Annotated in this window: 19 protein-coding genes; 8 read left to right on the top strand and 11 right to left on the bottom strand. The window is 75.9% G+C overall.

The genetic code is table 11. The features are described 5' to 3' along the window. Window positions 1-147: 147 nt before the first annotated feature. Window positions 148-546, bottom strand: coding sequence for a helix-turn-helix domain-containing protein (locus O7599_RS32615; RefSeq protein ID WP_281619198.1), 399 nt, complete (start codon window positions 544-546; stop codon window positions 148-150). Window positions 547-634: 88 nt separating this feature from the next. Here O7599_RS32615 and O7599_RS32610 point away from each other — a divergent pair, with 88 nt between their 5' ends. The 3 genes from O7599_RS32610 to O7599_RS32600 all read left to right on the top strand — a co-directional run bounded on the left by O7599_RS32610 (window position 635) and on the right by O7599_RS32600 (window position 6,241). Then, window positions 635-1,525 carry a pirin family protein gene (locus O7599_RS32610; protein ID WP_281619197.1) on the top strand — a complete coding sequence of 297 codons (891 nt, stop codon included), beginning with the start codon at window positions 635-637 and terminating at the stop codon, window positions 1,523-1,525. Window positions 1,526-1,681: 156 nt separating this feature from the next. Next, a complete protein-coding gene (locus O7599_RS32605; RefSeq protein WP_281619196.1) occupies window positions 1,682-2,605 on the top strand; it encodes an NmrA family NAD(P)-binding protein in 924 nt (307 codons plus the stop codon). A 309-nt stretch (window positions 2,606-2,914) separates the two neighbouring features. Then, on the top strand, window positions 2,915-6,241 hold the full coding sequence (locus O7599_RS32600) for a BTAD domain-containing putative transcriptional regulator (RefSeq protein WP_281619195.1): 3,327 nt from the start codon (window positions 2,915-2,917) through the stop codon (window positions 6,239-6,241). A 60-nt stretch (window positions 6,242-6,301) separates the two neighbouring features. Here the strand turns inward: O7599_RS32600 and ddaH are convergent, their stop codons facing one another. Both ddaH and O7599_RS32590 read right to left on the bottom strand, forming a co-directional pair. Beyond that, the gene (gene ddaH / locus O7599_RS32595) at window positions 6,302-7,078 is read right to left on the bottom strand and encodes a dimethylargininase (RefSeq protein ID WP_281619194.1); all 777 of its coding nucleotides are present in this window, start codon (window positions 7,076-7,078) and stop codon (window positions 6,302-6,304) included. A gap of 21 nt (window positions 7,079-7,099) precedes the next feature. Beyond that, the gene (locus O7599_RS32590) at window positions 7,100-8,071 is read right to left on the bottom strand and encodes a hypothetical protein (RefSeq protein ID WP_281619193.1); all 972 of its coding nucleotides are present in this window, start codon (window positions 8,069-8,071) and stop codon (window positions 7,100-7,102) included. 187 nt (window positions 8,072-8,258) lie between these two features. On the opposite strand from O7599_RS32590, the gene O7599_RS32585 reads away from it, so the two are divergent. From O7599_RS32585 to O7599_RS32575, 3 genes are all read left to right on the top strand, one after another. Continuing rightward, on the top strand, window positions 8,259-10,634 hold the full coding sequence (locus tag O7599_RS32585; protein WP_281619192.1) for a heavy metal translocating P-type ATPase: 2,376 nt from the start codon (window positions 8,259-8,261) through the stop codon (window positions 10,632-10,634). A gap of 91 nt (window positions 10,635-10,725) precedes the next feature. Then, window positions 10,726-12,369: an AMP-binding protein gene (locus tag O7599_RS32580; RefSeq protein WP_281623615.1), complete on the top strand. Its 1,644-nt coding sequence runs from the start codon at window positions 10,726-10,728 to the stop codon at window positions 12,367-12,369. Window position 12,370: 1 nt separating this feature from the next. Next, the gene (locus tag O7599_RS32575) at window positions 12,371-13,048 is read left to right on the top strand and encodes a hypothetical protein (RefSeq protein WP_281619191.1); all 678 of its coding nucleotides are present in this window, start codon (window positions 12,371-12,373) and stop codon (window positions 13,046-13,048) included. 37 nt (window positions 13,049-13,085) lie between these two features. On the opposite strand, the gene O7599_RS32570 is transcribed toward O7599_RS32575, so the two are convergent. The 7 genes from O7599_RS32570 to O7599_RS32540 form a co-directional block, all read right to left on the bottom strand. Next, a complete protein-coding gene (locus O7599_RS32570; protein WP_281619190.1) occupies window positions 13,086-14,117 on the bottom strand; it encodes an ImpB/MucB/SamB family protein in 1,032 nt (343 codons plus the stop codon). Then, complete coding sequence (gene dnaE / locus O7599_RS32565) at window positions 14,114-17,575, bottom strand: DNA polymerase III subunit alpha (protein ID WP_281619189.1); 3,462 nt, start codon at window positions 17,573-17,575, stop codon at window positions 14,114-14,116. The genes O7599_RS32570 and dnaE overlap by 4 nt, the downstream gene beginning before the upstream one ends. 327 nt (window positions 17,576-17,902) lie before the next feature. Further along, entirely contained in the window at window positions 17,903-18,583 is a 681-nt protein-coding gene (locus O7599_RS32560; protein ID WP_281619188.1) for a response regulator transcription factor, read from the bottom strand. Next, window positions 18,580-19,947: a histidine kinase gene (locus O7599_RS32555; protein WP_281619187.1), complete on the bottom strand. Its 1,368-nt coding sequence runs from the start codon at window positions 19,945-19,947 to the stop codon at window positions 18,580-18,582. The genes O7599_RS32560 and O7599_RS32555 overlap by 4 nt, the downstream gene beginning before the upstream one ends. Window positions 19,948-19,972: 25 nt before the next feature. Continuing rightward, entirely contained in the window at window positions 19,973-21,085 is a 1,113-nt protein-coding gene (locus O7599_RS32550; RefSeq protein WP_281619186.1) for an acyltransferase, read from the bottom strand. Beyond that, on the bottom strand, window positions 21,078-22,064 hold the full coding sequence (locus tag O7599_RS32545; RefSeq protein ID WP_348652638.1) for an alpha/beta hydrolase: 987 nt from the start codon (window positions 22,062-22,064) through the stop codon (window positions 21,078-21,080). The genes O7599_RS32550 and O7599_RS32545 overlap by 8 nt, the downstream gene beginning before the upstream one ends. Before the next feature lie 288 nt (window positions 22,065-22,352). Next, on the bottom strand, window positions 22,353-23,117 hold the full coding sequence (locus O7599_RS32540) for a class I SAM-dependent methyltransferase (protein ID WP_281619184.1): 765 nt from the start codon (window positions 23,115-23,117) through the stop codon (window positions 22,353-22,355). Window positions 23,118-23,304: 187 nt separating this feature from the next. Here O7599_RS32540 and O7599_RS32535 point away from each other — a divergent pair, with 187 nt between their 5' ends. Beyond that, window positions 23,305-23,979 (top strand): 2'-5' RNA ligase family protein, encoded by a 675-nt coding sequence (locus tag O7599_RS32535; RefSeq protein WP_281619183.1) that lies wholly within the window; start codon window positions 23,305-23,307, stop codon window positions 23,977-23,979. A gap of 22 nt (window positions 23,980-24,001) precedes the next feature. Here the strand turns inward: O7599_RS32535 and O7599_RS32530 are convergent, their stop codons facing one another. After that, window positions 24,002-24,394, bottom strand: a complete 393-nt coding sequence (locus O7599_RS32530; RefSeq protein WP_281619182.1) for a helix-turn-helix domain-containing protein — start codon at window positions 24,392-24,394, stop codon at window positions 24,002-24,004. Between the two features lie 96 nt (window positions 24,395-24,490). On the opposite strand from O7599_RS32530, the gene O7599_RS32525 reads away from it, so the two are divergent. Further along, window positions 24,491-25,141, top strand: coding sequence for an NAD(P)H-binding protein (locus O7599_RS32525; protein WP_281619181.1), 651 nt, complete (start codon window positions 24,491-24,493; stop codon window positions 25,139-25,141). Window positions 25,142-25,150 lie beyond the last annotated feature (9 nt).

The raw sequence follows: 25,150 nt of genomic DNA, 5'->3' as shown, positions 1-25,150 counted from the left end.
GGTCGTCAGGCACGTGGCGCTGATCAGGCGCAGCAGCCGCACGCGGCAGCCTCAGGCAATACCCGGCAGAGATTCGATCCCACTCCTCAAGCAGGCGTCGCAGGTTCGATCCTGTCCAGGACGCCGCCCCCCGATCACCGGAGATGATCAACCGCGAAGCGAGCCGGTGGATCCGGGTGAGGCAGGGGGTTGTTCCGCGTCACGTCTCGCTTCGCGCAGGGAGTTTCGTTCGCTCCAGCGCGACAACGGCTGAAGGGCGGAGATCAGCTCTTCAGCGTCAGGAGTGAGGGCGTACATGATCTGGACCGGCGTGCTGGGGACGACTGTGCGTTCCATGAGCCCGCGGCTCTGCAACTGCTTGAGTCGCAGTGACAGCTGCGGGTCCGAGATGCCCGGGACCAGAGCGCGGTACTCCTTGAACCGGCGGGCACCCCGGGCCCCGGCGAGCAGGATCGGTCCGGTCCAGCGGACCCCGATGATGTCGAGCGCGCGCAGGATGCGGTGGCAGCTCTCCTCGTCGACAGGGGAGTCAGGCGATCCAGTCACTTCTCCAGGATAAGTAACTTCGGTGCTCTTTGTCGATGCAGGCCGCCGGGCCGGATGCTGGTCCCGGGCCGACGAGAGGGAAGGCACCATGACCGCACGAACCGCGCCGACGGAGCGACGGGTGGACCGGGTTGTCGCCAAGGTGGACATCGGTCCGACCCCCATGTCCGACCACAGTGCGCTGATCATCCCGCCGGGCGACGACGCGTGGACCGACCCGTTCCTGCTCATGGGAGAGGAACGGGTCAGTCAGCCGGGGTTCGAGTGGCATCCGCACCGCGGGATGGAGACCGTGACCCTCGTTCTGGACGGGGCCCTGGAGCACGGTGACAGTATGGGCAACACCGGTGTCCTGGGGCCCGGAGACGTGCAGTGGATGACGGCCGGACGGGGCGTCATCCACCGTGAGGTCGCTGCCCGCGCGGAGCACGCCCATGTGATCCAGATGTGGCTCAACCTTCCGTCGCATCAGAAGTCGGTACCCACCGGCTACCAGGACCTGCGGGCCGGTAGCCACGCCGTGCATACCGAGCCGGGTGTCCTGGTCGAGCTGATCTCGGGCGGGACCGGGGCAGTGCGCGGGCCGGCAGTCAATCACTGGCCGATTCTGGGCATGGTGATCACGCTCGACCCGAGAACCGAGTACCGGCAGATACTCGACGGGAGCGAACGCTCTTTCGCGTACGTGATCGCGGGCTGCCTGACGGTCGGCGGGCGGACCGTACGCGCGGGAGAGATCGCCTGGTCCGATCCCGTGTCCCGGCAGGGTGACCCGACCACGCTGCTCCTGGCCGCCGGCGACGCCGACGAACAGACAAAGGTGATGGTGTTCTCCGGCCGGCCCATCGGGGAGACCGTCGTCGCCCACGGTCCGTTCGTGATGAACAGCCGGGCCGAGATCGTTCAGGCGTACCGAGACTTCCATTCCGGCAAGTTCGGCAGCATCCCCAGGCACACGCGCTTGGCCGCCGGGGCTTGATCGACCGCGCCCACCGCCGCAGGCACCCGGAACACCTTCACCTCCCCTCGGAGAGAACCCGAGGATCAGCCGCCCGGATCTCGCGACGCCGCACCGGGCCGGCCGGCCGTCCGCAAGCAGATCGAACGAGGAGTAACCGCAATGACGACAGTACTCGTGGCGGGCGCGACCGGAAGCCTCGGCAGCCTGATCGTGAAGAACCTTCTGGAGCGCGGCGCGGCCGTACGCGCGCTGGTCCGTCAGTCCTCAAGGGACAAGCTGGCGGCACACCCGAATCTGACGCTGTGCGTCGGCGACCTGGCAGACGGTGCCGACACACTGCAGCGGCACGTCGACGGTGTGGAGGTCGTGGTGTCCGCAGTCCAGGGCGGGCCGGAGGTGATCATCGATGGGCAGCGGGAGCTGCTGCGCGCAGCGGAGCGGGGCGGCGTACACCGCATGATTCCGTCCGACTTCTCGGTCAACCTCTTCGGGTACGGCTACGGCATCAACGTGCTGTCCGACCTGCGCCGAGTGTTCGCGGACGCGTTCGCGACCTCGACGGTCGCGCGCACATCGGTGGCGATCGGCGCGTTCCCGGAGTATTTTCTCGGCCCGGTCCACGAGGTGCTCGACCCGGCCGCGGGCACGTTCTCGGTGTGGGGTGACGGCATGCGCCCGATCGACATCACCACGATTCCGGACACGGCCGCGTTCACGGCCGCGATCGCGCTCGACCCGAAGACCGCGGGCCGCGAGGTGCACGTGGTCGGCCAGCAGCTTTCCATGCTGGAGCTACGGAACGAGATCGATGCGGCGTCCGGGCGGCGGTGGGAGCTGGTGCGCAGGGGTTCGCTCGACGAGCTGCGCGCGGAAATCGCGCGTCGGCAGTTCACGGCATCCAGCGTGGTCGAGTACGTAGCGCTGCAGTACCAGGTTGCGATGTTCGACGGAACGGCCTCGTTGCGGGATGTGCGCAACACGGACTACCCGGACGTGATACCGACCTCGGTGGCTGCGTATCTGGCGGGCCGGGGCGCGGCGCACTTCGCGGTGTCCCAGGCGGCTCAGCACCGAGGCGAGTGGCCGACCGCCGTCTGAGCAGGGTCGGGGGTGGTAGGGCGTGCGGAATGTGGCGCCGCGGGCTTGGTAGGCACGGTCGGCCAGGTCGAGGATGTGCCGGATCAGGCAGGCTTGGACGATGCCGTGGGCGCGGGCTGTCCGACGGAAACCGGCGGAAAGTCCCTCAGAAATCCCTGGCGCCCGTGCTGCCGATCAAGGGGTTCACATCACCGCACGTCAAGAGGGTCGTCTCCTGTGCGAACCCACGCGACCTTGACATGTACCGCCCAGTACAAGGATGGTGACGCCGAAGCAGCACACGACGACCGTTGACCAGGGGACGGTGTGATGCGCTATCGGGTCCTCGGCAGGCTCGACGTCTGCAGCGGCACGCGGTGGATCCCGCTGAACGCCGCGAAGCAGCGCGCCCTGCTCGCCCATCTGCTCATCAACGCGGGCCGGTTCGTCCCCGCCGACGCGCTCATCGCCGAGCTGTGGGGCGACGACGTACCGGACTCCGCCGCCAAGTCCCTGCAGGTGTACGTGCACCGGCTGCGCCGCGCCCTGGGCGGCGAACCGGAGACGCTGCACACCCGCCCAGGCGGCTACGAGCTGGCCGTCGAGCCCGACGGCACCGACGCCGCCCGCTTCACGACCCTGGCCGCCGCCGGGCGCGCGGAGCTGGCCGACCGGCGGCCCGCCGCGGCCGTGGAGTCGCTGACGGAGGCGCTGGGGCTGTGGCGCGGCCCGGCGTTCGCGGACGTGCCGGCCACCGATGCCGTACGGGCCGAGGCCGCGCGCCTGGAGGAGTGCCGGCTGACGGCCTGGGAGGACCTGGCCGACGCGAAGCTGGCCGTGGGCCGGCACCCGGAACTGGCCGCGGAGCTGGGCGCGCTGCTGGCGCAGCACCCGCTGCGGGAGCCGCTGTGGGGCCGGCTGATGCTGGCGCTGCACCGCTCGGGGCGGCGCTCGGACGCGCTGCGCACGTACGCGCGGGCCCGCCGGACGCTGGCGGACGAGCTGGGCGTGGAGCCGGGGGCGCAGTTGCAGGAGGTGCACGCGGCGGTGCTGGCGGGCGGTCCCGAGCCGGCGCCGCGGCACGAGGTCGCGGGCCGGCCGGCGTACTGCCAGCTTCCGGCGCGTATCCCGGACTTCGTGGGGCGGCGGGAGCAGTTGGTGCAGGTGCTGCGGTGGCTGGGGCGGCCGGAGGGGGTGGCGGATCGCGGGGTTCCGCGCCTGGACGCGTGGCAGGTCGACGCGCGTCACCCGGCGCCGCGCACCGTCCTCGTCACCGGCGTCGCGGGCGCCGGCAAGTCCACGTTCGCGGTGCACGCCGCGCATCTGCTCCGCGACGCCTTCCCCGACGGCCAGTTGCACGCCGACCTGCGGACCGCGGCGGGGCACCCGGCCGACACCGGCGACGTCCTGGCCTCCCTGCTCAAGACCCTCGGCATGACCGGCGCCGGCATCCCCGAGAGCGTGGAGGAGCGGGCCCGGCGCTACCGCGCGGAACTCGCCGACCGCCGCGTGCTCGTCGTCCTCGACAACGCCGGCTCCGAGCGGCAGATACGCCCCCTGCTGCCCGGCACCGGCGACAGCGCCGTGCTCGTCACCAGCCGCGCCGCCCTCGCCGGGCTCGAAGGGGCGCTGCGCGTCGGCCTGGGCCTGCTCAGCGACGCGGAGGCGCTGGAGCTGCTGGCGCGGGCGGCCGGCGACGACCGTACGCGCCGCGACCCGGAGGTCGCCGCGCGGATCGCGGCGCAGTGCGGCAACCTGCCGCTCGCGCTGCGCATCGCGGGCGCCCGGCTGGCGACCCGGCGGCACCTGTCGCTGCCGCGCCTGGCGGACGCCCTGGCCGACGAGCGGCGGCGGCTGGACGAGCTGGTCGCGGGCGACCTGGAGGTACGGGCCAGCGTCACCCTCGGCTACGCGGCTCTCGACCCCGCGGCGCAGCGGGCGTTCCGGCTCCTCGGCCTGCTGGACGTGCCGGCGGTGCCCGGCTGGGTGGTCGCCGCGCTCCTCGGCGACGCACCGGGCGGTACGCCCCGGGCCGGCACGGCCCCAGCCGGCACACCCCGGGGCGGTAGCGCCCACGGCACGCCCCGGGCCGACCCGGCGGCCCTCGCCGAGCGGTCCCTCGACGCGCTCGTCGACAACCACCTCGTCGAGGTCCACGCCCCCGACCCCGCCGCCGAACCCCGCTACCGCCTCCACGACCTCCTGCGCCTCTACGCCCGCGAACGCGCCCACGCCCAGGAGCCGCCCGCCGAACGCGCCGCCGCGCTCCGCCGCGTGCACACCGCCTACCTCGACCTGGCCCGCCGCGCCGACGACGCCCTGTCCTCCGGCTTCTCCGGCCGCGTCCAGGCGCCCGCCCCCGGCCACAGCCCCCCGGCCGCGGAGGCGGCCCGGGTCGCGGCGGAGCCGCTGGCCTGGCTGGAGGCAGAACGGACCACGCTGCGCGCCCTCGTCCGCCAGGCGGCCGACGCCGGTGAGGCCGGCACCGCGTGGCGGCTCGCCGCGGCGCTGGCGGCGTACTTCGAGTCGTCCGCGCACTTCGACGACTGGCGCGAGACGCACCGCACGGCGCTGGCGGCGGCCACCGCGGCCGGCGACCGGCTCGGCGTGGCCGTCCTGCACCGCAACCTGGGCGAGCTGGAGACCGTGCAGGACCACTACGGCGAGGCGGTGGTGGCGTTCAAGCGGTCACTGAAGGAGTTCGCGGCGCTGGACCGCCCGCGCGCGGTCCCCCGCGCGAAGCCCGGCGACCGCCCCCGCGACCCGGCCCGGGACGGCCGCCAGGACGGCGGCGGCCACCACCCCGCCGAGTCCGCCGCGGCGGCGGGCCTCGGCGTGCTGCTCCGGCTGCGCGGGCAGTACGCGCAGGCCGCCGCCTGTCTGCGCCGCGGCATCGAACGTGCCAGGGCGGGCGGCAACGTGCGGTCCGAGGCGTACGCGCGCTGCGGCCTCGGCACCGTCCATCTGGAGTGCGGCGAACCGGGCGCCGCCCGGCGCGAGTTCGACCACGCGCTGGCCCTGGCGCAGCAGGACGGCTACCGGCACGGCGAGGCGTCCGCGGAGCGCAACCTCGGGCTCGCGGACCTCGCCGCCGGCCGCGTGCACGCCGCCGCGGCGCGGATGCTGCGGAGCTGCGAGCTGGCGGTGGAGAGCGGCGACCGGGTGGGCGAGGTGCACGCGCTGCAGTGGCTCGGGCACCTGACGGACGTGGCCGGGGAGCCGGCGCGGGCGGAGCGGATGCTCGACGACAGCCTCGCCGCGTACCGGAGGTTCGGCGAGCGGTTCGGCGAGGCGCTGACGCTGCGCGCGCAGGCGGATCTGCTGCTGCACGCGCACCGCCCGGCGGAGGCCAAGGCGACGGCGCGGCAGGCGCTGTCGATCTGGCGGCACCTCGACACCCCGTACTGGACGTCGCGCACGCTCGACGTGCTCGCCGCCGCGCACGCCGCCGCGGGCGGCGCGGGGGGCGAGGTGGCCGCCGCCCGGGTACGTCGTCAGGCCTCGGCTCTACGCGCGTCAGTCGGCCTGCCCGCGGCCCTCCGCGCGCCGGTCGCGGCCGGCCGCCGCCTCGGCGGCCACCTCACCCCGGCCCCGGACCTCTCCCCCGCCCTCCGCACGCCGCGGGGCCCGCTGCGCGTGGGGGCGGAGAGCCGCTGAGACCGCGGAGCGGGGGCGGGCGGCCGGCGCGTCCCGTTCCCCGCCGCGGCGCCGGCCGCGTCAGGCGTACAGGCCGCGCATCCGTACCGACAGGCACGTCACCGAGCCTTCGAGCTTCTCGAACTCGCTGATGTCCACCGGCACCGGCGTATAGCCCAGCTCCTCGTAGAGCGCGGCGGTCCGGGGTGCGCTCGCCGCCATCAGCAGCGCGCCGCCGCCGAGCAGGATGACGTGCGCCCCGGCGGCCTCCGGCACCTCGATGCGGCCGGGGAAGAGCGACGGGTCGTCGACAAGACCGGGGTGGGTGGCGAAGGTGCCGTCGGGCAGGGCCGTGATGCCGGACTTCAGGTGCAGCACCTTGGTGACGGGGACGGCCACGACGCGGGCCCCGAGCGGTTCGAAGCAGGCGCGGAGCTGCCGGACGCCGTCGGCGTTGGTACGCCCGCCGCGGCCCACGTAGATCGTGTCACCGACCTTGAGCACGTCGCCGCCGTCGAGCGTGCCGGGCTCGCGGACGCGGTTCACGGAGCAGCGCATGAGGCTCACGGCCGCCTCGACGCCGCCGGTCTCCGGCTTGCGGGAGTCGGCGCCGGGGCGGGTGACGAGGGCGACGTTCTTGTACATCACCACCGTGTCCTCGACGAAGACGGCGTCCGGGCAGTCGTCGGCGGGCTCGACCTCGACGGTCTCCCAGCCGTGCAGTTCGAGGGCGGCCACGTAGGACCGCCACTGGGCGAGGGCCCGGTCCGCGTCGACGGGGGTGCGTGCGATGTGCGTGACCAGGCCCTCGGCGAGACGCGGTCCGGGGCGGCGGACGAGAGCTTTCCTGCTGCGCATGCAGCAGGTCTACCACGGCCGTCAGTGGCCGTGACCACCGCCGTCCGCCTCGCCGGGACCTGCCGCGCCGCCGCCCGCGGTGACGGTGAAGGCCGCGGTGCGCACCTCGCCGTCGTGCTTGAAGTCGAAGAACAGGCGGTACGAGCCGGTGCTCGGCGCGGTGGCGGAGAAGGCCACCCCGGGGCCGGGCTCCGTGCGGCCGTCGCCGGGCTCGCCGCCCGGGTGGACGTGCAGGTACGCCAGGTCACCGGCGCGGAGCGCGACGAGGTGCCCGTACGCGCCGAGGTAGGGCTGCAGGTCGGTGACCGGCCTGCCGTCCTTCTCGACGGTGAACTCCACGTCGCGGGCGGAGCCGGGCGTGAGCGCGCCGTCGAGCGTCACCTCGTACCCGTCGACGGTCGCGGTCCGCTCCGGCTCGGCCGGGGGCGCCGGGCGGTAGTCGCCGGCGACGGCGAGGTCGCCGCCGAGGGTCAGCCCGTTCTCCGGGCCGCCGGTGGGCACGAAGTCGGCGAAGACCCGGTAGTCACCGGCCCCGGGCAGGTCGACGGGCGTGCGCCAGGTGCCGGCGGCGTCGCGGACGGGGTGGAGGTGGCGGTACGTGCCGAGGTCGCGGGAGGCGACGATCAGGTGCAGCTCCTTGCCGTGCTCCCGCTCGTACGCGGTCACGGGCTCGCCGTCCGCGCCGCGCACGGCGAAGCGCAGCTCGGCGGGGCCGGGGGCGCCGATCCGCGCGGTGTCCAGGTCGAGGGTGTAGCCGGACTCGGAGAGCTGCAGCCCGCCCGCGGCGGGACCCGCGTCCGCGCCGTGGCCGCCGCCGTGCCCGTCCCCCTTCTTCGCCGCGCCTTCCGCCGCGCCCTCGTCCGCGGCGTGGCCGTGGGCCGGGGCGGCGTCCTCGTCGGTGACGGGCCCCACGGCGCTGCCGACCCCGTACGCCCCCGCGAACGCGACGGCCAGTGTGCCCGCGAAGAGTCCGGCCCTGGCTGCGGTGTTCATCGTTCGCTCCTCTCGGTCGGCCCGTCGCTGTGACCGGCCTCGACACAGGTGACCATACCCCCCTGGGGTATAAAGTCAAGCGAGGCCGCCCCTTGCGTCGAATACGGGTCAGGGGTATACATGGTAGCGAGGGAACTCATACCCCCTAGGGGTATAGCGCAGCATGCAGCGAGCACGAGGAGCAGTGATGACCACCACCACGCCGGGCAGGACCGCCGAGGTCGAACTCGCGATCGGCGGCATGACCTGCGCCTCCTGCGCCGCACGGATCGAGAAGAAGCTCAACCGCATGGAGGGCGTCGAGGCCACCGTCAACTACGCCACCGAGAAGGCCAAGGTCACCTTCGCGGACGACGTGGCCGTCGACGACCTGATCGCCACCGTCGAACGTACCGGCTACACCGCCGCACCCCCCGCCCCCGCCGCGCCGGGCGCGGGCGTCGGCCCGGAGGACGGGGCGGGCGGGCAGGGCCCGCCCGACGAGCTGCGGACGCTGCGGCAGCGGCTCTTCGGCTCCCTGGCGCTGTCGGTGCCGGTGATCGCGATGGCGATGGTCCCCGCCCTGCAGTTCGAGTACTGGCAGTGGCTCTCGCTCACGCTGGCCGCGCCGGTGGTGGTCTGGGGTGCCTGGCCGTTCCACAGGGCCGCCCTGACCAATGCCCGGCACGGCGCCGCCACCATGGACACGCTGATCTCGGTCGGCACGACCGCGGCGTTCCTGTGGTCGCTGTGGGCGCTGTTCTTCGGCACCGCGGGCGAGCCCGGCATGACCCACCCCTTCGAGCTGACCATCGCCCGCGGCGACGGCTCCGGCAACATCTACCTCGAAGCCGCGGCCGGTGTGACGACGTTCATCCTCGCCGGGCGGTACTTCGAGACCAGGTCCAAGCGGAAGGCGGGCGCCGCGCTGCGCGCGCTGATGGAGCTGGGCGCCAAGGAGGTCGCGGTGCTGCGGGACGGCCGCGAGGAGCGGGTGCCCGTGGACCGGCTCGCGGTCGGCGACCGCTTCGTGGTCCGGCCCGGGGAGAAGATCGCCACCGACGGCACCGTCGTCGACGGCACCTCCGCCGTGGACGCCTCCATGCTCACCGGCGAGTCCGTCCCGGTGGAGGTCACCGTGGGCGACGCCGTCACCGGCGCCACCGTCAACGCCGGCGGCCGGCTGGTCGTGGCGGCCACCCGGGTCGGCTCGGACACGCAACTGGCCCGGATGGCCCGCCTGGTCGAGGACGCCCAGAACGGCAAGGCCGCCGTGCAGCGGCTCGCCGACCGGATCTCCGGCATATTCGTCCCCGTCGTCATCGCCCTGTCCCTGGGCACCCTGGGCTTCTGGCTCGGCACGGGCGACGGGATCTCCGCCGCGTTCACCGCCGCGGTCGCCGTGCTGATCATCGCCTGCCCGTGCGCCCTCGGGCTGGCCACCCCGACCGCCCTCATGGTCGGCACCGGCCGCGGCGCGCAGCTCGGCATCCTCATCAAGGGCCCCGAGGTGCTGGAGTCGACGCGCAAGGTCGACACCGTCGTCCTGGACAAGACCGGCACCGTGACCACCGGCACCATGACCCTGCACGCCGTGCACACCGCAACCGGCGCGGACACCGCAGCCGGCGCGGACGGCGCGGACGGCGCGGACGGCGCGGACGGCGCGGACGGCGCGGACGGCGCGGACGGCGCGGACGGCGCGGACGGCGCGGACGGCGCGGACGAGGAGACGGTGCTGAGGCTGGCGGGCGCGCTGGAGCACGCCTCGGAGCACCCCATCGCGCAGGCGGTGGCCGCGGCGGCGGCCGACCGCGTCGGCACGCTCCCGGTGCCCGAGGACTTCGCCAACGTGCCCGGGCTCGGCGTCCAGGGCGTCGTCGAAGGACACGCGGTCCTCGTCGGCCGGCAGCAGCTCCTCGCGGAGTGGGCGATCACGCTGCCCCCCGAACTCGCCGCGGCCAAGGAGCGGTCGGAGCAGGCCGGGCGCACCGCGATCGCCGTCGCCTGGGACGGCGAGGCCCGCGCCCTGCTGGAGGTCGCCGACGCGGTCAAGCCCACCAGCGCGCAGGCCATCGGCCGGCTGCGGGACCTGGGGCTGACCCCGATCCTGCTCACCGGCGACAACACGGCCGTCGCGAAGACCGTCGCCGCCGAGGTCGGCATCGACGAGGTCATCGCCGAAGTCCTCCCCGAGGACAAGGTCGAGGCCGTCAGGCGGCTCCAGGCCGAGGGCCGCACGGTCGCGATGGTCGGGGACGGCGTCAACGACGCCGCCGCCCTCGCCCAGGCCGACCTGGGCCTGGCCATCGGCACCGGCACCGACGCCGCCATCGAGGCCGCCGACCTCACCCTGGTCACCGGCGACCTGCGGGCCGCACCGGACGCCATCCGGCTCGCCCGCTCCACCCTGTCCACCATCAGGACCAACCTCGCCTGGGCGTTCGGCTACAACACCGCCGCCCTCCCGCTCGCCGCCGCGGGCCTGCTCAACCCGATGCTCGCGGGCGCGGCGATGGCCTTCTCCTCCGTCTCGGTGGTCGCCAACAGCCTCCGGCTGCGGCGCTTCCGGCCGCTGGGCTGAGGGCCGCGGGCCGCGGCGGGATACGGTGCCCTCCGCGGGCGCGCGGCAGCAGGGTGCGGCGCGGGTCCGCGGGGAGGAAGGCGTGACGGGGATGCGGGAGACGGAGAGGGCCCCGGGGGCGGGGCCGCGGGAGTCCGGGGCGGCGCCGGGGGTACACGGGGCGGACACGCGGTGGGAGTTGTTCCCGGCGCTGCGTGCCGCGCCCGAGCGGCTCGCGCTGCGCTTCGGCGGCACCGCCCTGACGTACGGCGAGCTGGCCGCGGCGGCGGACGGCGTCGCCCGGCGGATCGGGAGCGCCCGGCGGGTGGCGGTCTGGGCGACGCCGGAGCCCGCGACCGCGGTGGCGGTGACGGCGGCGCTGGTGGCGGGCGTGGCGGCGGTGCCGCTCAACCCCCGCATCGGGGTACGGGAGCTGGCGCACATCGTGGCCGACAGCGGGCCGGAGCTGGTGCTCGCGGCGCCGGGGGCGGAGCTGCCGGAGGCGCTGGCGGGAGTGGAGCGGGTGGACGTGGCGGCGGGCGTCGCGGCGGACGTACCTGACCTGCCGGACCTACCAGCCGCGCCGGAAGCACCGGCCGCGCCGCCGGTGGCCGGCTCCCCCACCGGAGCCCGGACCCCGGCCCCCCGGCCCGGCACCACCGCCCCCGGGCCCGGGACCGCCGCGCTCGTCGTCTACACCTCCGGCACGACCGGCCCGCCCAAGGGCGTCGTGCTGCCGCAGCGGGCGGTGGCCGCGACGCTCGACGACCTCGCGGAGGTCTGGGGCTGGACGGAGCGGGACACGGTGGTGCACGCGCTGCCGCTGTTCCACGTGCACGGGCTGGTGCTCGGCGTGCTGGGCCCGCTGCGCCGCGGCGGCGCCGTGCACCACGTGGGGCGCTTCGCGCCGGAGACGGTGGCGGCGGCGCTGGCCGCGGGCGGCACCATGCTGTTCGGGGTGCCGACGATGTACCACCGGCTGGCCGACGCCCTCGACGCGGAGCCGGCGACCGCGCCCGGGAGCACGGGGAGCACCGCCGGTACGTCCCTGGCCGCCGCCCTCGCCCGCGCCCGGCTGCTGGTCTCCGGCTCCGCGGCGCTGCCGGTGGCGGACCACCGCCGCCTCACCGCGGCGACCGGCCGCCGGGTCGTGGAGCGCTACGGCATGACGGAGACGCTGATGAACACCAGCGTCCGCCCCGACGACCCGGACGGCACCGGCAGCGTCGGCGTGCCCCTGCCGTCCGTCGCCGCCCGGCTGGTCGACGACGTGGGGGCCGAACTCACCGCGTACGACGGGGAGACGGTCGGCGAGATCGAGGTCCGCGGCCCGAACCTCTTCACCGGCTACCTCAACCGCCCCGAGGCGACGGCGGCGGCGTTCCGCGACGGCTGGTTCCGCACCGGCGACATGGCGGTACGGGACGCGGCCGGCCGCTTCCGCATCGTCGGCCGCCGCGCCACGGACCTCATCAAGTCCGGCGGCTACAAGATCGGCGCCGGGGAGATCGAGAACGCGCTGCTGGAGCACCCGGCCGTCGCCGAGGCGGCGGTCACCGCGGAGCCGGACCCGGACCTGGGTGAGCGCATCGTCGCCTGGGTGGTCCCGGACGGCACGCCGCCGTCCGCCGCGGAGCTGTCGTCCTACGTGGCCGAGCACCTGGCGCCGCACAAGCGCCCCCGTAAGGTCCACTTCCTCGACGCCCTGCCCCGCAACGACATGGGCAAGGTCCTCAAGCGCGCCCTGGGGGGCTGACATGGCACGGAGGGAACCCGTCACGCGCTCCGGCGCGGACGTCAAGCGGCGGGCCGGGGAGCTGGTGCTGAAGGCTGCGAGCGAGCTGCGCGTGGGGCGCTTTCCCGGCAGGACACCGAGACTGATCAGGGCGTGGGAGCGCGAGTACCGGCGCTACCACGCCAGGGGGCCGGAGGCCCGCGGGCGGTGGCACCGCCTGCGGACCGACCTGCGGGACGTCCGGATCGGCACCCTGCCCGCCCCCGACCACCGCTCCCTGACCCTGCACGAGGCGCTCGTGGCCCCGCGGCTGTACCAGGAGAAGGTCGGCTACAACTACGACGGGACTCTCACGCCGACGTGGCGCACGGTGGGCTACCGCTGGGACGTCGAGGACCGGGGCGGGTACGGAGCCGGGCACCGGACCTGGTTCACCCTGACGGTGAACGCCGCCGGAGAGGCCGAGTTCCGCGCGCCGAGCCACCGCAACGCGGGCGACGAGGACGCCGCCTTCCCGGCCGACCCCGACGGCTGGCGGGGGCTGGTGAGCCATGTCAGCGACAGCATCGCGCGGCTGGACCCGTTGCGGCCGAGGAAGCCGGTCCGGCTGTGGCGGTATCCGTACCACCGCGACGGGGTGGACATGGGCTGGGAGGACGTGCACCGCAGCGCGTACGAGCGCCCGGGCACGCCGGACTGACTCCGCCGCTCGCCGCCCGGCGGTGAGCCGCACCGGCTCACCGCCGGCCGGCCGGTCCCCGCGCCTCCCATCCCGCCGCCGGCGGCTCCCCGATCGCCAGGGTCGCGGGCCGGACGGCCCCGGCGCCGAAGCGCCGGCGGGCCCGGTCCGCGGCCGCCTCGGCGCGGCGGGCGCGGACGTCGCCGGGGTCCAGCGAGAGCTGGCGGTACGCGCCGGCCGCCGGCAGCAGGTGGTCGGCGCGGAGCGCGTAGGCCCGTACGCGCGCCCGCTGCAACCCGAGGGCGGCCAGCAGGCCGAGGGCGGTGGCGGCGAGTGCCGGCGAGTGGTCGGTGGGTTCGGCGACGACCCGGGTCCGTGTGGTCGAGCTGCGGTCGGCGTACCTCACCACGAGGGTGAGGCGGCCGGCGACCTGGCCCTCCCCGCGCAGGCGCTGGCCGATCCGCTCGGCGAGTTCCAGCACGGACCGGTGGTGCCGTACGGGATCGAGGCAGTCGGCGTCCAGCACGAGCTCCGCCGCCAGGGACGCCGCCGGTTCCGCGGGGGTGACCGGGCGCGGGTCGTGGCCGCGGGCGCGGTCGCCGAGCAGGCGGGCCTGGCTGACGCCGAGGAGCCGCTGCAGGGTCACCGCGGGCAGCTCGGCGAGCTGCCCGACGGTGTGCAGGCCGTACCGTCCGAGCTTCTCCGCGGTCGCGCGGCCGACCCCGGGGAGGGCGGCGACCGGGCGCGGGGACAGCCACCGCGCCGCCTGCCCCGCGGGGACGCAGGTGGTGGCGCCCGGCGCGGACGCGTCGGCCGCCATGGCCGCGAGCATGCGGTTGCCCGCGAGTCCTGCGCTGCTGTCGATGCCGTAGAGGGCCTTCAGCCTCATCTTCACGAGCTGCACCGCGTCGTAGGGCGTCAGGTCGAAGTACCGGAGCGCGGAGGTCAGGTCGAGCTGGACGGCGTCGGGCGGCATCTCCTGGACGTGCGGCGTGACGCCGGACATCAGCTCGACGACGTCCCCGTACCGCTCCCCGCTCAGCGAGGCGTGCAGATGAAGGTGCGCGATGTGCCGCAGGCGTGCGGTCATCCCGCGCTCCCCGGGCTGGTGTAGCCGAACTTCTTCAGATCGGCCGACCGGCTGCCGGCGGGCTGCAGGTCGGCGTACGGGTGCAGGCGGGCGCCCGCGGTGCCGTCGGTCAGGGTGCGGCGGGGCTGGGCGGGCGTCGGGTGCGGGCGGTCCTCGCCCAGGAGGGCGAGTGCGGCCTCGGGGCCGTCGTCGCGGCGGGCGGCGGCGATCCGGTCCAGGTCCCAGGCCATGGTGCCGACGACGGTGCGCCGGGTGCCGCGCACCTGGACCGTGCCGCGCACCAGCAGCAGGCCGCTGTGGAAGACGGTGTGCGCGCAGGCCGGGTGGGAGTCCTCGAAGAACGCCAGGTCGACCAGGCCGGAGCCGTCCTCCAGCGTGACGAAGATGACGCGCTTGCCGCTGGCGATCGGCGGGGTCTGGGTGGCGGCCCGCACGCCGGCGACGAGCACCTGCTGACCGGGGCGCAGGCCGGCGAGGTGAGCCGCGTCCGTCGCGCCGATCTCGCGCAGCAGCCGGTGGTGGTGTTCCATCAGGTGCTGGGAGACGTCGATGCCGAGGGTGTTCAGTTCGGCGCTCAGGCTCTCGCGTCCGGTCATCTCCGGCAGCCCGCTCGGCTCCGTCCCGCCGGCCGCGTCCGCGCCGATGGGCAGTTGGCCCCCGCCCGCGAAGCGGGCCCGGGACTGCCGGTGCAGCTCCTCGATCTGGAGCAGGAGGTCGCGGCGGGTGAAGCGACCCTCATCGAGGCCGTCGAGGCTGTCCAGGGCGCCGATCCCGGCCAGGCGCTCGGCGACCGGCCTGCTGGGACGGGCCCGCTGCCAGAAGTCCGACAGCGACGTGTAGGGCCGGCCCTCCTCGATCCGTACGCCCTCGTCCTCGCTGATGCCGTGCACCGCGGACAGCGCGAGCCGCACCCCCCACCGGCCCGGGCCGGCCTCCTCCACGGTGTGCTTCGCCCGGGAGCGGTTGACGTCGACGGGCAGGACCGGCACGCCGCGCCGGCGGGCGTCGGAGACGAGGACGCGCTTGGGCCACATGCCGGGGTCGTGTTCGAGCAGGCCGGCCAGCAGGAACGCCGGGTAGTGCGCCTTGAGCCAGGCGCTCTGCAGCGCGGGGACGGCGAAGGCGACCGCGTGGGCCCGGCAGAAGCCGTAGGCGCCGAAGGCCTCGACGGTCTTCCATACCTCGTCCCGCACGGCCGTGTCGTAGCCGCGCGCACGCGCCTGCCGGTGGAACCAGTCCCTGACCCGGGGCAGCCGGTCCCCGTCCCCGAGCGCGCGCCGGGCGATCTCCCCCAGGGCCCGGTCGCACCCGGTCATCACCCTGAAGGTCTCGATGATCTGCTCGTGCCAGATGGTCACGCCGTACGTGTCGGCGAGCACCGGTTCGAGGTCGGGATGGGCGTACTCGGGTGCGCCGCCGTGGCGGGCGGCGACGTAGCGCTCGGGCATGCCGCCGGCGACCGGGCCCGGGCGGAAGAGGCTGATGTCCGCGATGACGTCCTGCGGGTCGCGCGGCTTGAGCCGGGACAGCAGGTCCTGCTGGCCGGGTGACTCCAGTTGGAACAGGCCCAGGGTGTCGCTGTCCTGGATGAGCTTGAACGCGAAGACGTCGTCGAGCGGCACCTGCTCCGGGTCGTCCAGGTCGATGCGGTTGCCCGTGGCCTGTTCGATCTCCGCGACGGCGTGGGCCATCGCGGACTGCATGCGCACGCCCAGGACGTCGAGTTTGATGTTGCCGAGGTCCTCGATCTCCTCCTTCGCGGCCATGGCCATGGGGTAGTCGCCCTGCGGGGTGGGCTGCACCGGCAGCCGGTCCAGCAGGGTGGCGTCGCTGATGACCACGCCGCACGGGTGCATGGCCATGCCGTGCACGAGGGCGTCGAGGCCCTCGGCGAGTTCCCACAGCGGGCCGTACCGGTGCGCCTCGGCGGCCAGTGGCCGCAGTTCCGGCAGTTCGGCGAGGGCGCCGGTGATGTCGGCGGCGCGCAGGTGCGGGAAGCTCTTGGCGATCCGGTCGACGTCGGCGGGCGCGATGCCGAGGGCGAGACCGGTGTCCCGTAGCGCCCTGCGCGCCCGGTAGGTCTCGGGCATGGCGGTGACCGCCACCCGTTCCCTGCCGAACCGGTCGAAGATCGTGTCGTAGCACTCCAGCCGCCGGGCCGACTCCACGTCGATGTCGATGTCGGGCAGCGAGTTGCGCCGGACGCTCAGGAAGCGCTCGAACAGCAGCCGGTGGTCGAGGGGGTTGGCCGTGGCGATGTCCAGGACGTGGCAGACCAGCGAGCCGGCGCCCGAGCCGCGGGCCGCGACCCGGATGCCCTTGGCCCGGATGTCGGCCACGACCTGGCCGACGGCGAGGAAGTACGAGTCGTAGCGGAGCGTGGAGATCGCCGTCAGCTCCTCGTCCAGTCGGGTACGGGCCGCGGGGTCGCGGTCGAGGCCGCGCCGGACCATGCCGGCCTCGCACTGCCGGCGCAGCAGCCGCGCGGCGCCGCCGGCGGCGGGCCCGGCGCCGAAGAGCGCCGCCTCCGGGAAGTGCCGCCGTCCCAGCCCGAGGTCCGCCTCGGGGTCGATCGTGCACGCGGCGGCCGTGGCGGCGGTGTCCGCCAGCAGGCGGCGCGCCCGCCGTACGTCCGCTCCCGCGCACTCGGCGACCAGCCGCGCGACGGCCGCCATCGCCCTCTCGTCCTTGAGCCAGCGCTGCCCGCTGTCCAGCCGGCGCCAGTCGATCGGGCGCAGCAGCCGCGCGGCGTCCAGGACGTCCGCGAGCCGGTGCTGGGCGGGGTCGGCGTAGCGGACGGCGTTGGAGAGCACGACGGTGGCGCCCGCGCGGTCGCCCAGCGCCAGGGTGCGGGCGGCGAGGCGCAGCGACCCGGGTCCGTCGCCCGCCCGCTTGTGGGCGACGGCCTCCAGCCGGAGCCCGTCCCCGAAGACCTCCCGCCACGGCGCCAGCAGCTTCGCCGCGACGTCCTCCCGCCCCACCGCCAGTGCCCGCACCGGCTCGGAGAGCGGGCCGAGCAGGGCCACCAGGCCGGCGCCGCCGTGCTCGCGCAGCGCCTCCCACGGCACCACCGGCGGGGTGCCGCCGGTCGCGCCGGCGTGGGCGGCGGACACGATGCGGCACAGCCGGGCCCAGCCCGCCCTGTCCCGGGCGAGCAGCACGAACCGCAGCGGCGGCTCGACCACGTGCGCCCCGCCCCGCGCCGGGGTACGCCGCCGCAGCCCGGGCGGCGGCGGCGCCACGCCCGCCACCGCCAGGTCGACCCCCGGCACCGGCCGGACCCCGGCCTTCTCGCAGGCCCGTACGAACCGGACGAGACCGGTGACGGTGTCCCGGTCGGTCAGCGCGAGGGCTCCCATGCCGCGCTCGGCGGCCCGCCGGACGAGGTGTTCCGGATGGGCCGCGCCGTAGCGGGCGGAGTAACCGGACGCGACGTGCACGTGGGCGAAGCCCACCATGCCGCACCTCCATCACTCCACCCCATTTCGGCTCTTTGTCACGATAGATTTCATCGTACATCCGTTCGATTACCCTAGCTCTCCCCAGCCGCCAGGCGAACGGCCCGGAGCACGTGATCCCCCAGCTCGGCGGCGCCACGAAGGCCGCCGGGGGCGCGCTTTCCGCCATCTCGCCGCCCGGGCAACCCAGTTGGCCGCCGAGGCGGCCGGACATGAGATTCGTCACTCGCCCGGGCGGCGCGCGGCGGCCGGGACGGCACCCGTCGACGGCGGGGCGGCGGGCCCGGCCGTCCGGCGCCGGTCAGCGGCCGGCGGGGGGGGCGCCGGTCAGCGGCCGGCGGGGCGGACGAGACCCGACTCGTAGGCGAAGACCGCCGCCTGGGTGCGGTCGCGCAGGGCCAGTTTGGTGAGGATCCTGCCCACGTGGGTCTTCACCGTCTGCTCCGCCACCACCAGCCGCCCGGCGATCTCCGCGTTCGACAGGCCCTGCGCGATGAGGCTCAGCACCTCGGTCTCGCGCTCCGTCAGCCCGCCGACGCGGTCCTTGAGCGGGGCCCGCGGGACGCGGGTCAGCCGGGCGAACTCGGTGATCAGGCGCCGGGTCACGGCGGGGGCGAGCAGCGCGTCGCCGGTGGCGACGACCCGTACGGCGTGGGCCAGTTCCGCGGCCGAGGCGTCCTTCAGCAGGAACCCGGACGCGCCCGCGCGCAGCGCCTCGTACACGTACTCGTCGAGGTCGAAGGTGGTCAGGATCAGCACCCGGACGTCGGCGTCCGGCGAGGCCGGCGGCTCGGTGAGGCGGCGGGTGGCCTCGATGCCGCCGAGGCCGGGCATCCGGATGTCCATCAGTACGACGTCCGGGCGCAGTTCCGCGGCCTTCGCGACGGCGTCGGCGCCGTCCACCGCCTGGCCGACGACCTCGATGCCGGGCTCGGCGTCGAGCAGCACGGTGAAGCCCTGGCGCACCATGACCTGGTCGTCGGCGATCAGCACGCGGATGTTCGTCACGGGGTGTCCTCACCGTCCGGGGTCGCGGGCGCGGCGGGCGGCGCCACGGGCAGTATCGCCGTGACCTCGTAGCCGCCGTCGGGGATGGTGCCGGCGGCCAGCTCGCCGCCCAGCATCGCCGCCCGCTCCCGCATCCCGAGCAGCCCGTGCCCCGCGCCCGCCCAGGGCGGGGCGGCGCGCTCGGGCGCGGTGTTGGCGACGCGGACCGTGAGCCCGGCGGGGTGGTAGCCGATCTCGACCCGGGCGCGGGCCCCGGGCGCGTGCCGGGCCACGTTGCTGAGCGCTTCCTGCACGATGCGGTACGCGGACAGCTCGATGCCGGGCGGCAGCGCGTACGGCTCGCCGGTGGTCCGGGTGTCGACGCCGACCCCGGCGCGGCGCACGGCGGCGGCGAGGTCGCCGAGGCGGTCGAGGGTGGGCTGCGGGGCGTGGCGCACGTCGTGGGGGTGGAGCGCGGGGGCGCCGGGGGTTTCCGCGGCCCCCGTGCCGCCCGTGCCGCCGTCGTCGGCGCGGAGCACGCCCAGCACCCGGCGCAGCTCGGTCAGCGCCTCGACGGCGCTCGCGCGGATCCCCGCGAGGTTCTCCCTCAGCTCCGCCGGCGGATCCCGCACCAGGTGCGGCGCGACCTGCGCCTGGATGGAGATCACCGACATGTGGTGCGCGACCACGTCGTGCAGCTCCCGCGCGATCCTGGTGCGCTCCTGCAGCAGAACGCGCCGGGCCCGCTCCTCCGCGGTCAGCTCCTCCTGCGCCGCCAGTTCCGTACGGGCCACCCGGCGCCCGCGCAGCGCGACGCCGCCGCCGGCGCACAGGCCGAGGACCAGCACGGCGAACGGCACGCCCTCGGTGTCGCCGGTGGCGAACAGGCCGTAGCCGAGGCCGGCCAGCACGCTGATCGCCAGCGTCTCGGCCGCGATCCGCGGCCGGCACCGCAGCGCCACCGCGAAGAGCACCGCGGCCTGCAGCACGAGCCCGGTGGCGGTCCACGGGAACATCGCGTCCGGGCCGGGGGCGGAGACGTCCGCGTACCGCGCGACCACCGGCATGACCGCCGTCGCGACCCACCAGGCGAGCACCGGCCGGACGACCGCGACGAGGACAGCCGCGGACTGCAGTGCGGCGAGCAGGCTGGCGACGCGCATGCCCATGTCGTAGCCGAAGGCGTACTGGTTGGTGGCGGCGATGTGCAGGGCCGCGAGCACCAGCACGGCCGGCACGGCCAGCGCCGGCAGCCACTCGCGCAGCCGGGAGCGCCCGGCGGTGGCCGGTGGCGTACGTGGCGCCGGGCTGACGGCCGTCGTCCACAGGTCCGCGCGCAGCGCCCGCATCACCGTGCGGAGCCCGTCGGCCGGTCGCTTCGCCATCCTCCCCTCCCTCCCTCGCCCCACCCTAGGTACCTCGCGGACTTCTCTCGTACGGATGCTCGTACGGCTGGAAGGCCGCCCGGCACACCAGCAGCACCGCCGCGAACGCCGGCAGCCACAGCAGCCGGGCCGGCACCCAGCCGCCCCCGTCCGGCACCGTGTGCAGCCCCGGCAGCGGGCCGCCCGCGAGCAGGCCGAGAGCCGAGACCGCCATCATCGCCGTCTGGTGCCAGAGGAAGACCGTCATCGCCGACAGGTTGAGCAGCGCCACCGCCGCCCACGCCGCCGGCCGCCGCAGCACCCGGCGCAGCGGCCCGAGCAGCAGCAGCGCGGCGCCGCACTGGGCGAGGCCGAAGGTGACGGCGGCGAGGGTCGGCGGGTTCAGGTTGGAGACCTCGGCACCGGGCACGCCGACCATGGCCGCGGGGTAGCCGGCGTACCGCACCAGCCCCGCCGTCGCCGCCGCACCGCAGCCGAGCAGCGCCCACGCCGTACGCCGCCCCGGCAGCCCGCGGCGGGCGCCGCGCGCGCCCAGGGCGTACGGCACGAGCCAGCCCGCCGCGACGTTCACCCAGCCCAGCGCGGGCGGCCCGTCGAACCGCAGCCGCCACAGGTCCACGCAGCCGACCACGGCCAGCGGCCACAGCGGGTGCAGCCGGGCGGCCACGGGGGTCGCCGCGGTCAGCGCGGCGAACACCGGCAGGAACCACAGCGGCGACAGCGCGAGCTTGCCGAGGGCCCGCACGGTCACGTACCCGGCGCCGCCCGCCAGCAGCACGCCGAGCACCGCCGCCCACACCGCGAGCAGGGCGCCGACGGGCCGGAAGAGCCGGCCGAGCCGGGCGCGGAGCCGGCGGGGGCGGAGGGCCCGGGCGGCGCCGGTCGAGGCGGAGCCGCGGGCGGCGACGTAACCGCCGACGAAGAAGAAGACGGCCAGGGTCTGAAAGACCCAGGAGGCGGGTGTCAGCGCGGGCGTGTACTGGAGCGGGCTGGCGGCGCGCACGGTGCCGCTGTCGACGACGAGGGCGGTGACCAGCCAGTGGCCGAGCACGACGCCGAGGATGGCGACGGCGCGCAGGGCGTCGATCCCGCGGTCGCGGGTGACCGGAGCGGCGGCGCGTGGCACGGCGTCACGCACGGGTGCCGCCGGGGGCGGTGCGGGCGGACGGACGCGGGTGCGGAGCGGCGGCGCACCCGGCCTCTCCGCGCACGATCCGGGCCAGGTTCCGCAGCGGTACGGAGCCGGGGTTCAGGTAGTCGCTGTGGCCGCCGGACCCCGCGGCGAAGGGGCAGGCGCCGAAGTCCGGCGAGACGGGGTCCGCGCCGAAGCCGAGCGTCGTCACGAGCAGCGGGACCCGTACGTGCGGCACCTCCCCCACCCAGTCGTCCGCGCCCCGGCCCGCCCACACCGTGGCGGACGCGCCCAGGTCGGCGGCGCTGCCGGCGCCCGTCCCCGGGCTGCCGTACAGGACGATGTCCGCGACCCGCAGCCCCTCCGCCGCGCGGCCGCAGACCACGGAGCCGTACGAGTGGCAGAGCAGCGAGACCCGGGCGCCCGGGCGGGCGGCGTTCATCGACCGGACGAAGGCGCGCAGCCGGGGTGCGGCGGCCTCGGCGCGGCCCGCGGTCAGCGACGCGGGGCCGACCGTGCCCGGCGTCGCGTAGCCGAGCCAGGCGACGACGGCGCCCGCCCCGTCGCCGGGGGCGCCGGCGCGCAGTTCGCGGTGCAGCGCCACCGCGCCTGCGCGGAAGCGGCCGTACGAGTCGAGGCCGGTGTCGGAACCGGGGACGAGGACGGCGATGCGCCGGGCGCGCGCCAGGTCGCCGAACACCTCCGCGCTGCGCCCGCCGGCGCGGCCGTCGAACGAGAGGAACTGCCGCCCGGGCGCCGCCATCGCGCGCAGCGACCCGGCGCGGCGCCGGTCGCCGTGGGCGGCGGCCATCCGCTCGGCGGCGCGGATGCCGTCCCGGTTGGCGGCGTACCGCTGCGCGAGGGCCGCCGGGGTCGCGGCACCCACCTCGAACGGCACGTCCGGCACCGGCGCCGGCACGGCGGCGGGGCGCGCCGCGGCGGCCACGGGCAGCGCCACGGACGCGGCGACGAGGCCGGCGAGCAGCGCACGCCGCAGCCGGGCGGCACGCGAACGGACCCGGCGCAACCGGGAGTCGCGCGGTCCCGCGGCACCACCGGCCCCGCGCGGAAGCCGGCCGATCGCCCCACCGCTCAAGCCGGGTGCGCGCGGGCGGGGCGGTGCCATGGCGGGGTCCTCTCACCGGGTGCGTCTCGTGATCCGGTGAGAAAGCTACGGACGGCCGGCCCTCGCCGGCGTCCCGCCGGAGAGCCCATCCGCCGGGTAGCTCTCAGGTACGACGGGTACGGGGCCCGCTCCCGCCCGCGCGCCCGCTCAGCCCCGCAGCACCGCCCTGTCGACCAGCGTGACCAGCGGCACCTCGAACTCGGTGCGCTGCGTCTCCGGCCGCGCCGCCAGGTATCCGAGCACCCGGGCGAGCAGTTGCGCCCGCTCGTCCTCCGGCAGCAGCAGCACCCGCGAGTGCGTGGCCACCATCGCCGTCAGCGAATCGCGCGTGTACCGCATCCTGTTGGGGAACCGGTGCCGCCGCACCGGCTCGTACTCCTCGTGCGCCGGCAGCTCCACCTCGTCGGACAGGTCGGCGAAGCAGGCTTCGCCGCGGGTGATCTGGTCCAGCCCGGCGATCCAGTTCACCTCGTGGTCGCCCTGGTTCCACAGCCCGGCGACGACCCCGCCGGGCCGCAGCACGCGGGCGATCTCCGGCATGGCACGCTCCGGGTCGAACCAGTGGAACGCCTGCCCCGCCAGCACCGCGTCCACGGAGCCGTCGGGCAGCGGGATCCGCTCGGCGGTCCCCTCGAGCGCCGGCACGTCCGGGAGCGTACGCCGCAACTCGGCCCGCATCGCCGGGTCCGGCTCGACGGCCGTGGCCCGCAGGCCCTCGGCGACCAGGGCGGCGGTCAGCTTGCCGGTGCCGGCGGCGAGGTCGAGCACGTGCGGGTCGCCGCGGTCCGCGACCGGCTCCAGGGCCCATCGGACCGCGGCGACGGGGTAGTCGGGGCGGAATTCGGCGTAGGCGGCGGCCTGGCTGCCGAAGGAGGAGGCGCGCCGCCGGTGCAGCTCGGGGTCCGTATCCATGATCGACACGGTACGCCGCCCGCGCCCGCGCCGATACCGCGGGCGGCCGACGCGCACCCGCGTCGGCCGCCAACTGCCCGCCGTCCTCGCCCGGCAGGCCGTTCTCCTCCCGGCGGCGGCACGGCCGGCGGGCGAGCGTGAGGCGGTCGTCTGTCATCGGCGCAACGTACGCCGGTACGATCACCGCATGCAGCGCCCCGGCCGACCCCGCGCACGGCCGCGAGAGCCGGAGGGCTGGCCCACCGCGACCGGCACGACGGCGCTGAGCGTGTCGCTGCCCGAGGTGGATCCCGTCGTACGGCGCTGGCGCGCCCGCCACGACACCGCCGCCGCCCACGGCGGCACCGCCCACGTCACGGTGCTCTACCCCTTTCTGCACCGCGACCGCGTCGGCGCCCCCGTACGCGCCGCGCTGCGGCGGCTGTTCGCCGCGCACGAGGCGTTCCCGGTGACCTTCGGGCGCTGCGCCCGCTTCCCCGGGGTGCTGTACCTGGTGCCCGAGCCGGACGGCCCGCTGCGGGCGCTGACGAAGGCGGTCGTCGGGCAGTGGCCGGGCCACCCTCCGTACGGCGGCCTCTTCGGCGATCTCGACCCGCACCTGACGGTCGCCAACAGCGGCGGTGAGGCGGTGCACGCGGCGATCGAGGCGGACCTCGCGCCCCGGCTGCCGGTGGCCGCGCGGGTGGGGGCGGTGGACCTCGTCGCGTACGACGGGAGGCGGTGGCGGGAGTGGCTGCGCTTCCCGCTGGGTGCGTCCCCGGGCGGCCACGGTCCCCCGGGCGGCCACGGCCCGCCGGGCGCGGAGGCGGACGCGGGTACGGACGCGGACGCGAGGACGGAGGCGGACGCGGGGGCGGGCTGAAGCCCCGGCGGGAGCCGCCGGTTCAGCCGCGGGCGGCCTCCGCGGCGACCGCCCTCCGCTCGTACGCCTCCCGGGCGTCGAGGAGTTCGTCCCAGTGCTCCGCCGCCCACGCGCACGCCGCGTCCAGCGGCTCCAGCATGCTCCGCCCCAGCGGCGTCAGCGCGTACTCCACCCGCTGCGGCGGCCCTTCGGCCACCGTGCGCGACACCAGCCCGTCGCGTTCGAGGCCGCGCAGCGAGCGGGTCATCACCTTGGGCGTCACCCGCCGCAGCGGAACGCGGAGTTCGGAGAAGCGGCGCGGTCCGTCCTCCAGGCACCTGAGGATCAGGCCGGCCCACTTGTCGCCGAAGCGGAACGGCAGCATCGACGACGGGCACAGCTCGTCGAACATGTCGGGACGCAGCGGCTCGCTCATCCCGCCAGCGTAGGCGGCGATCCCGGTATCCCGGAGGAAACCGCAGGTCCCGTTAGCGTGCGCGGACGACGACGACCGACGCGGGAGGTACGCGGCATGGGCAGGATCGTGGTGTACGGGGCGGGCGGCAGGGCCGGCCGCCAGGCGGTGGCGGAGGCGCGGCGGCGGGGGCACGAGGTGGTGGCCGCGGTGCGGGACCCGGCGACGCACGCGGACCTCGCGGGCGACGGCATACGCCCGGTGGCCGGAGACGTGACGGACCCCGGGGCGGTGGCGGCCGGCGCCGCCGGCTGCACCGCGGCGATCGCCGCGGCGGCGGTGTACGGGGAGGGCACGGACCCGGACGCATTCTTCCGCGGCTCGGCGAAGGCGCTGGTGGCCGGTCTCGCCCGGGCGGGGGTGGCGCGGCTGGTGCTGGTGGGGCTGTCGTCGCTGCTGCCGGACGCGACGGGCCGCCGGCTGCTCGACGCCCCGGGGTTCCCCGCGGAGTTCCGCCCCTTCTGCGAGGCGCACGCGGCGGGCCTGGAGACCCTCCGCGCGGCGCCGCCGGAGCTGGACTGGCTCTACGTCAGCCCGGCCGGTGACTTCGACCACGGCGCCGGGCGTACGGACCGCGGCTACCGGGTCTCCCCCCACGGCGACCCCGCGGCGCGCATCTCGTACCCGGACTTCGCCGTCGCCCTGCTGGACGAGGCGGAGTCGCCCCGCCACCGCCGTACGCACCTGGCGGTGACGCAGGCCGCATAGCGCGCGCCG

The organism is Streptomyces sp. WMMC500 (genome assembly GCF_027497195.1).
In the GTDB taxonomy this organism is placed as follows: domain Bacteria; phylum Actinomycetota; class Actinomycetes; order Streptomycetales; family Streptomycetaceae; genus Streptomyces.
The sequence above is the reverse complement of the archived record's forward strand: the minus strand, read 5'-3'. Positions and strand labels throughout refer to the sequence as shown.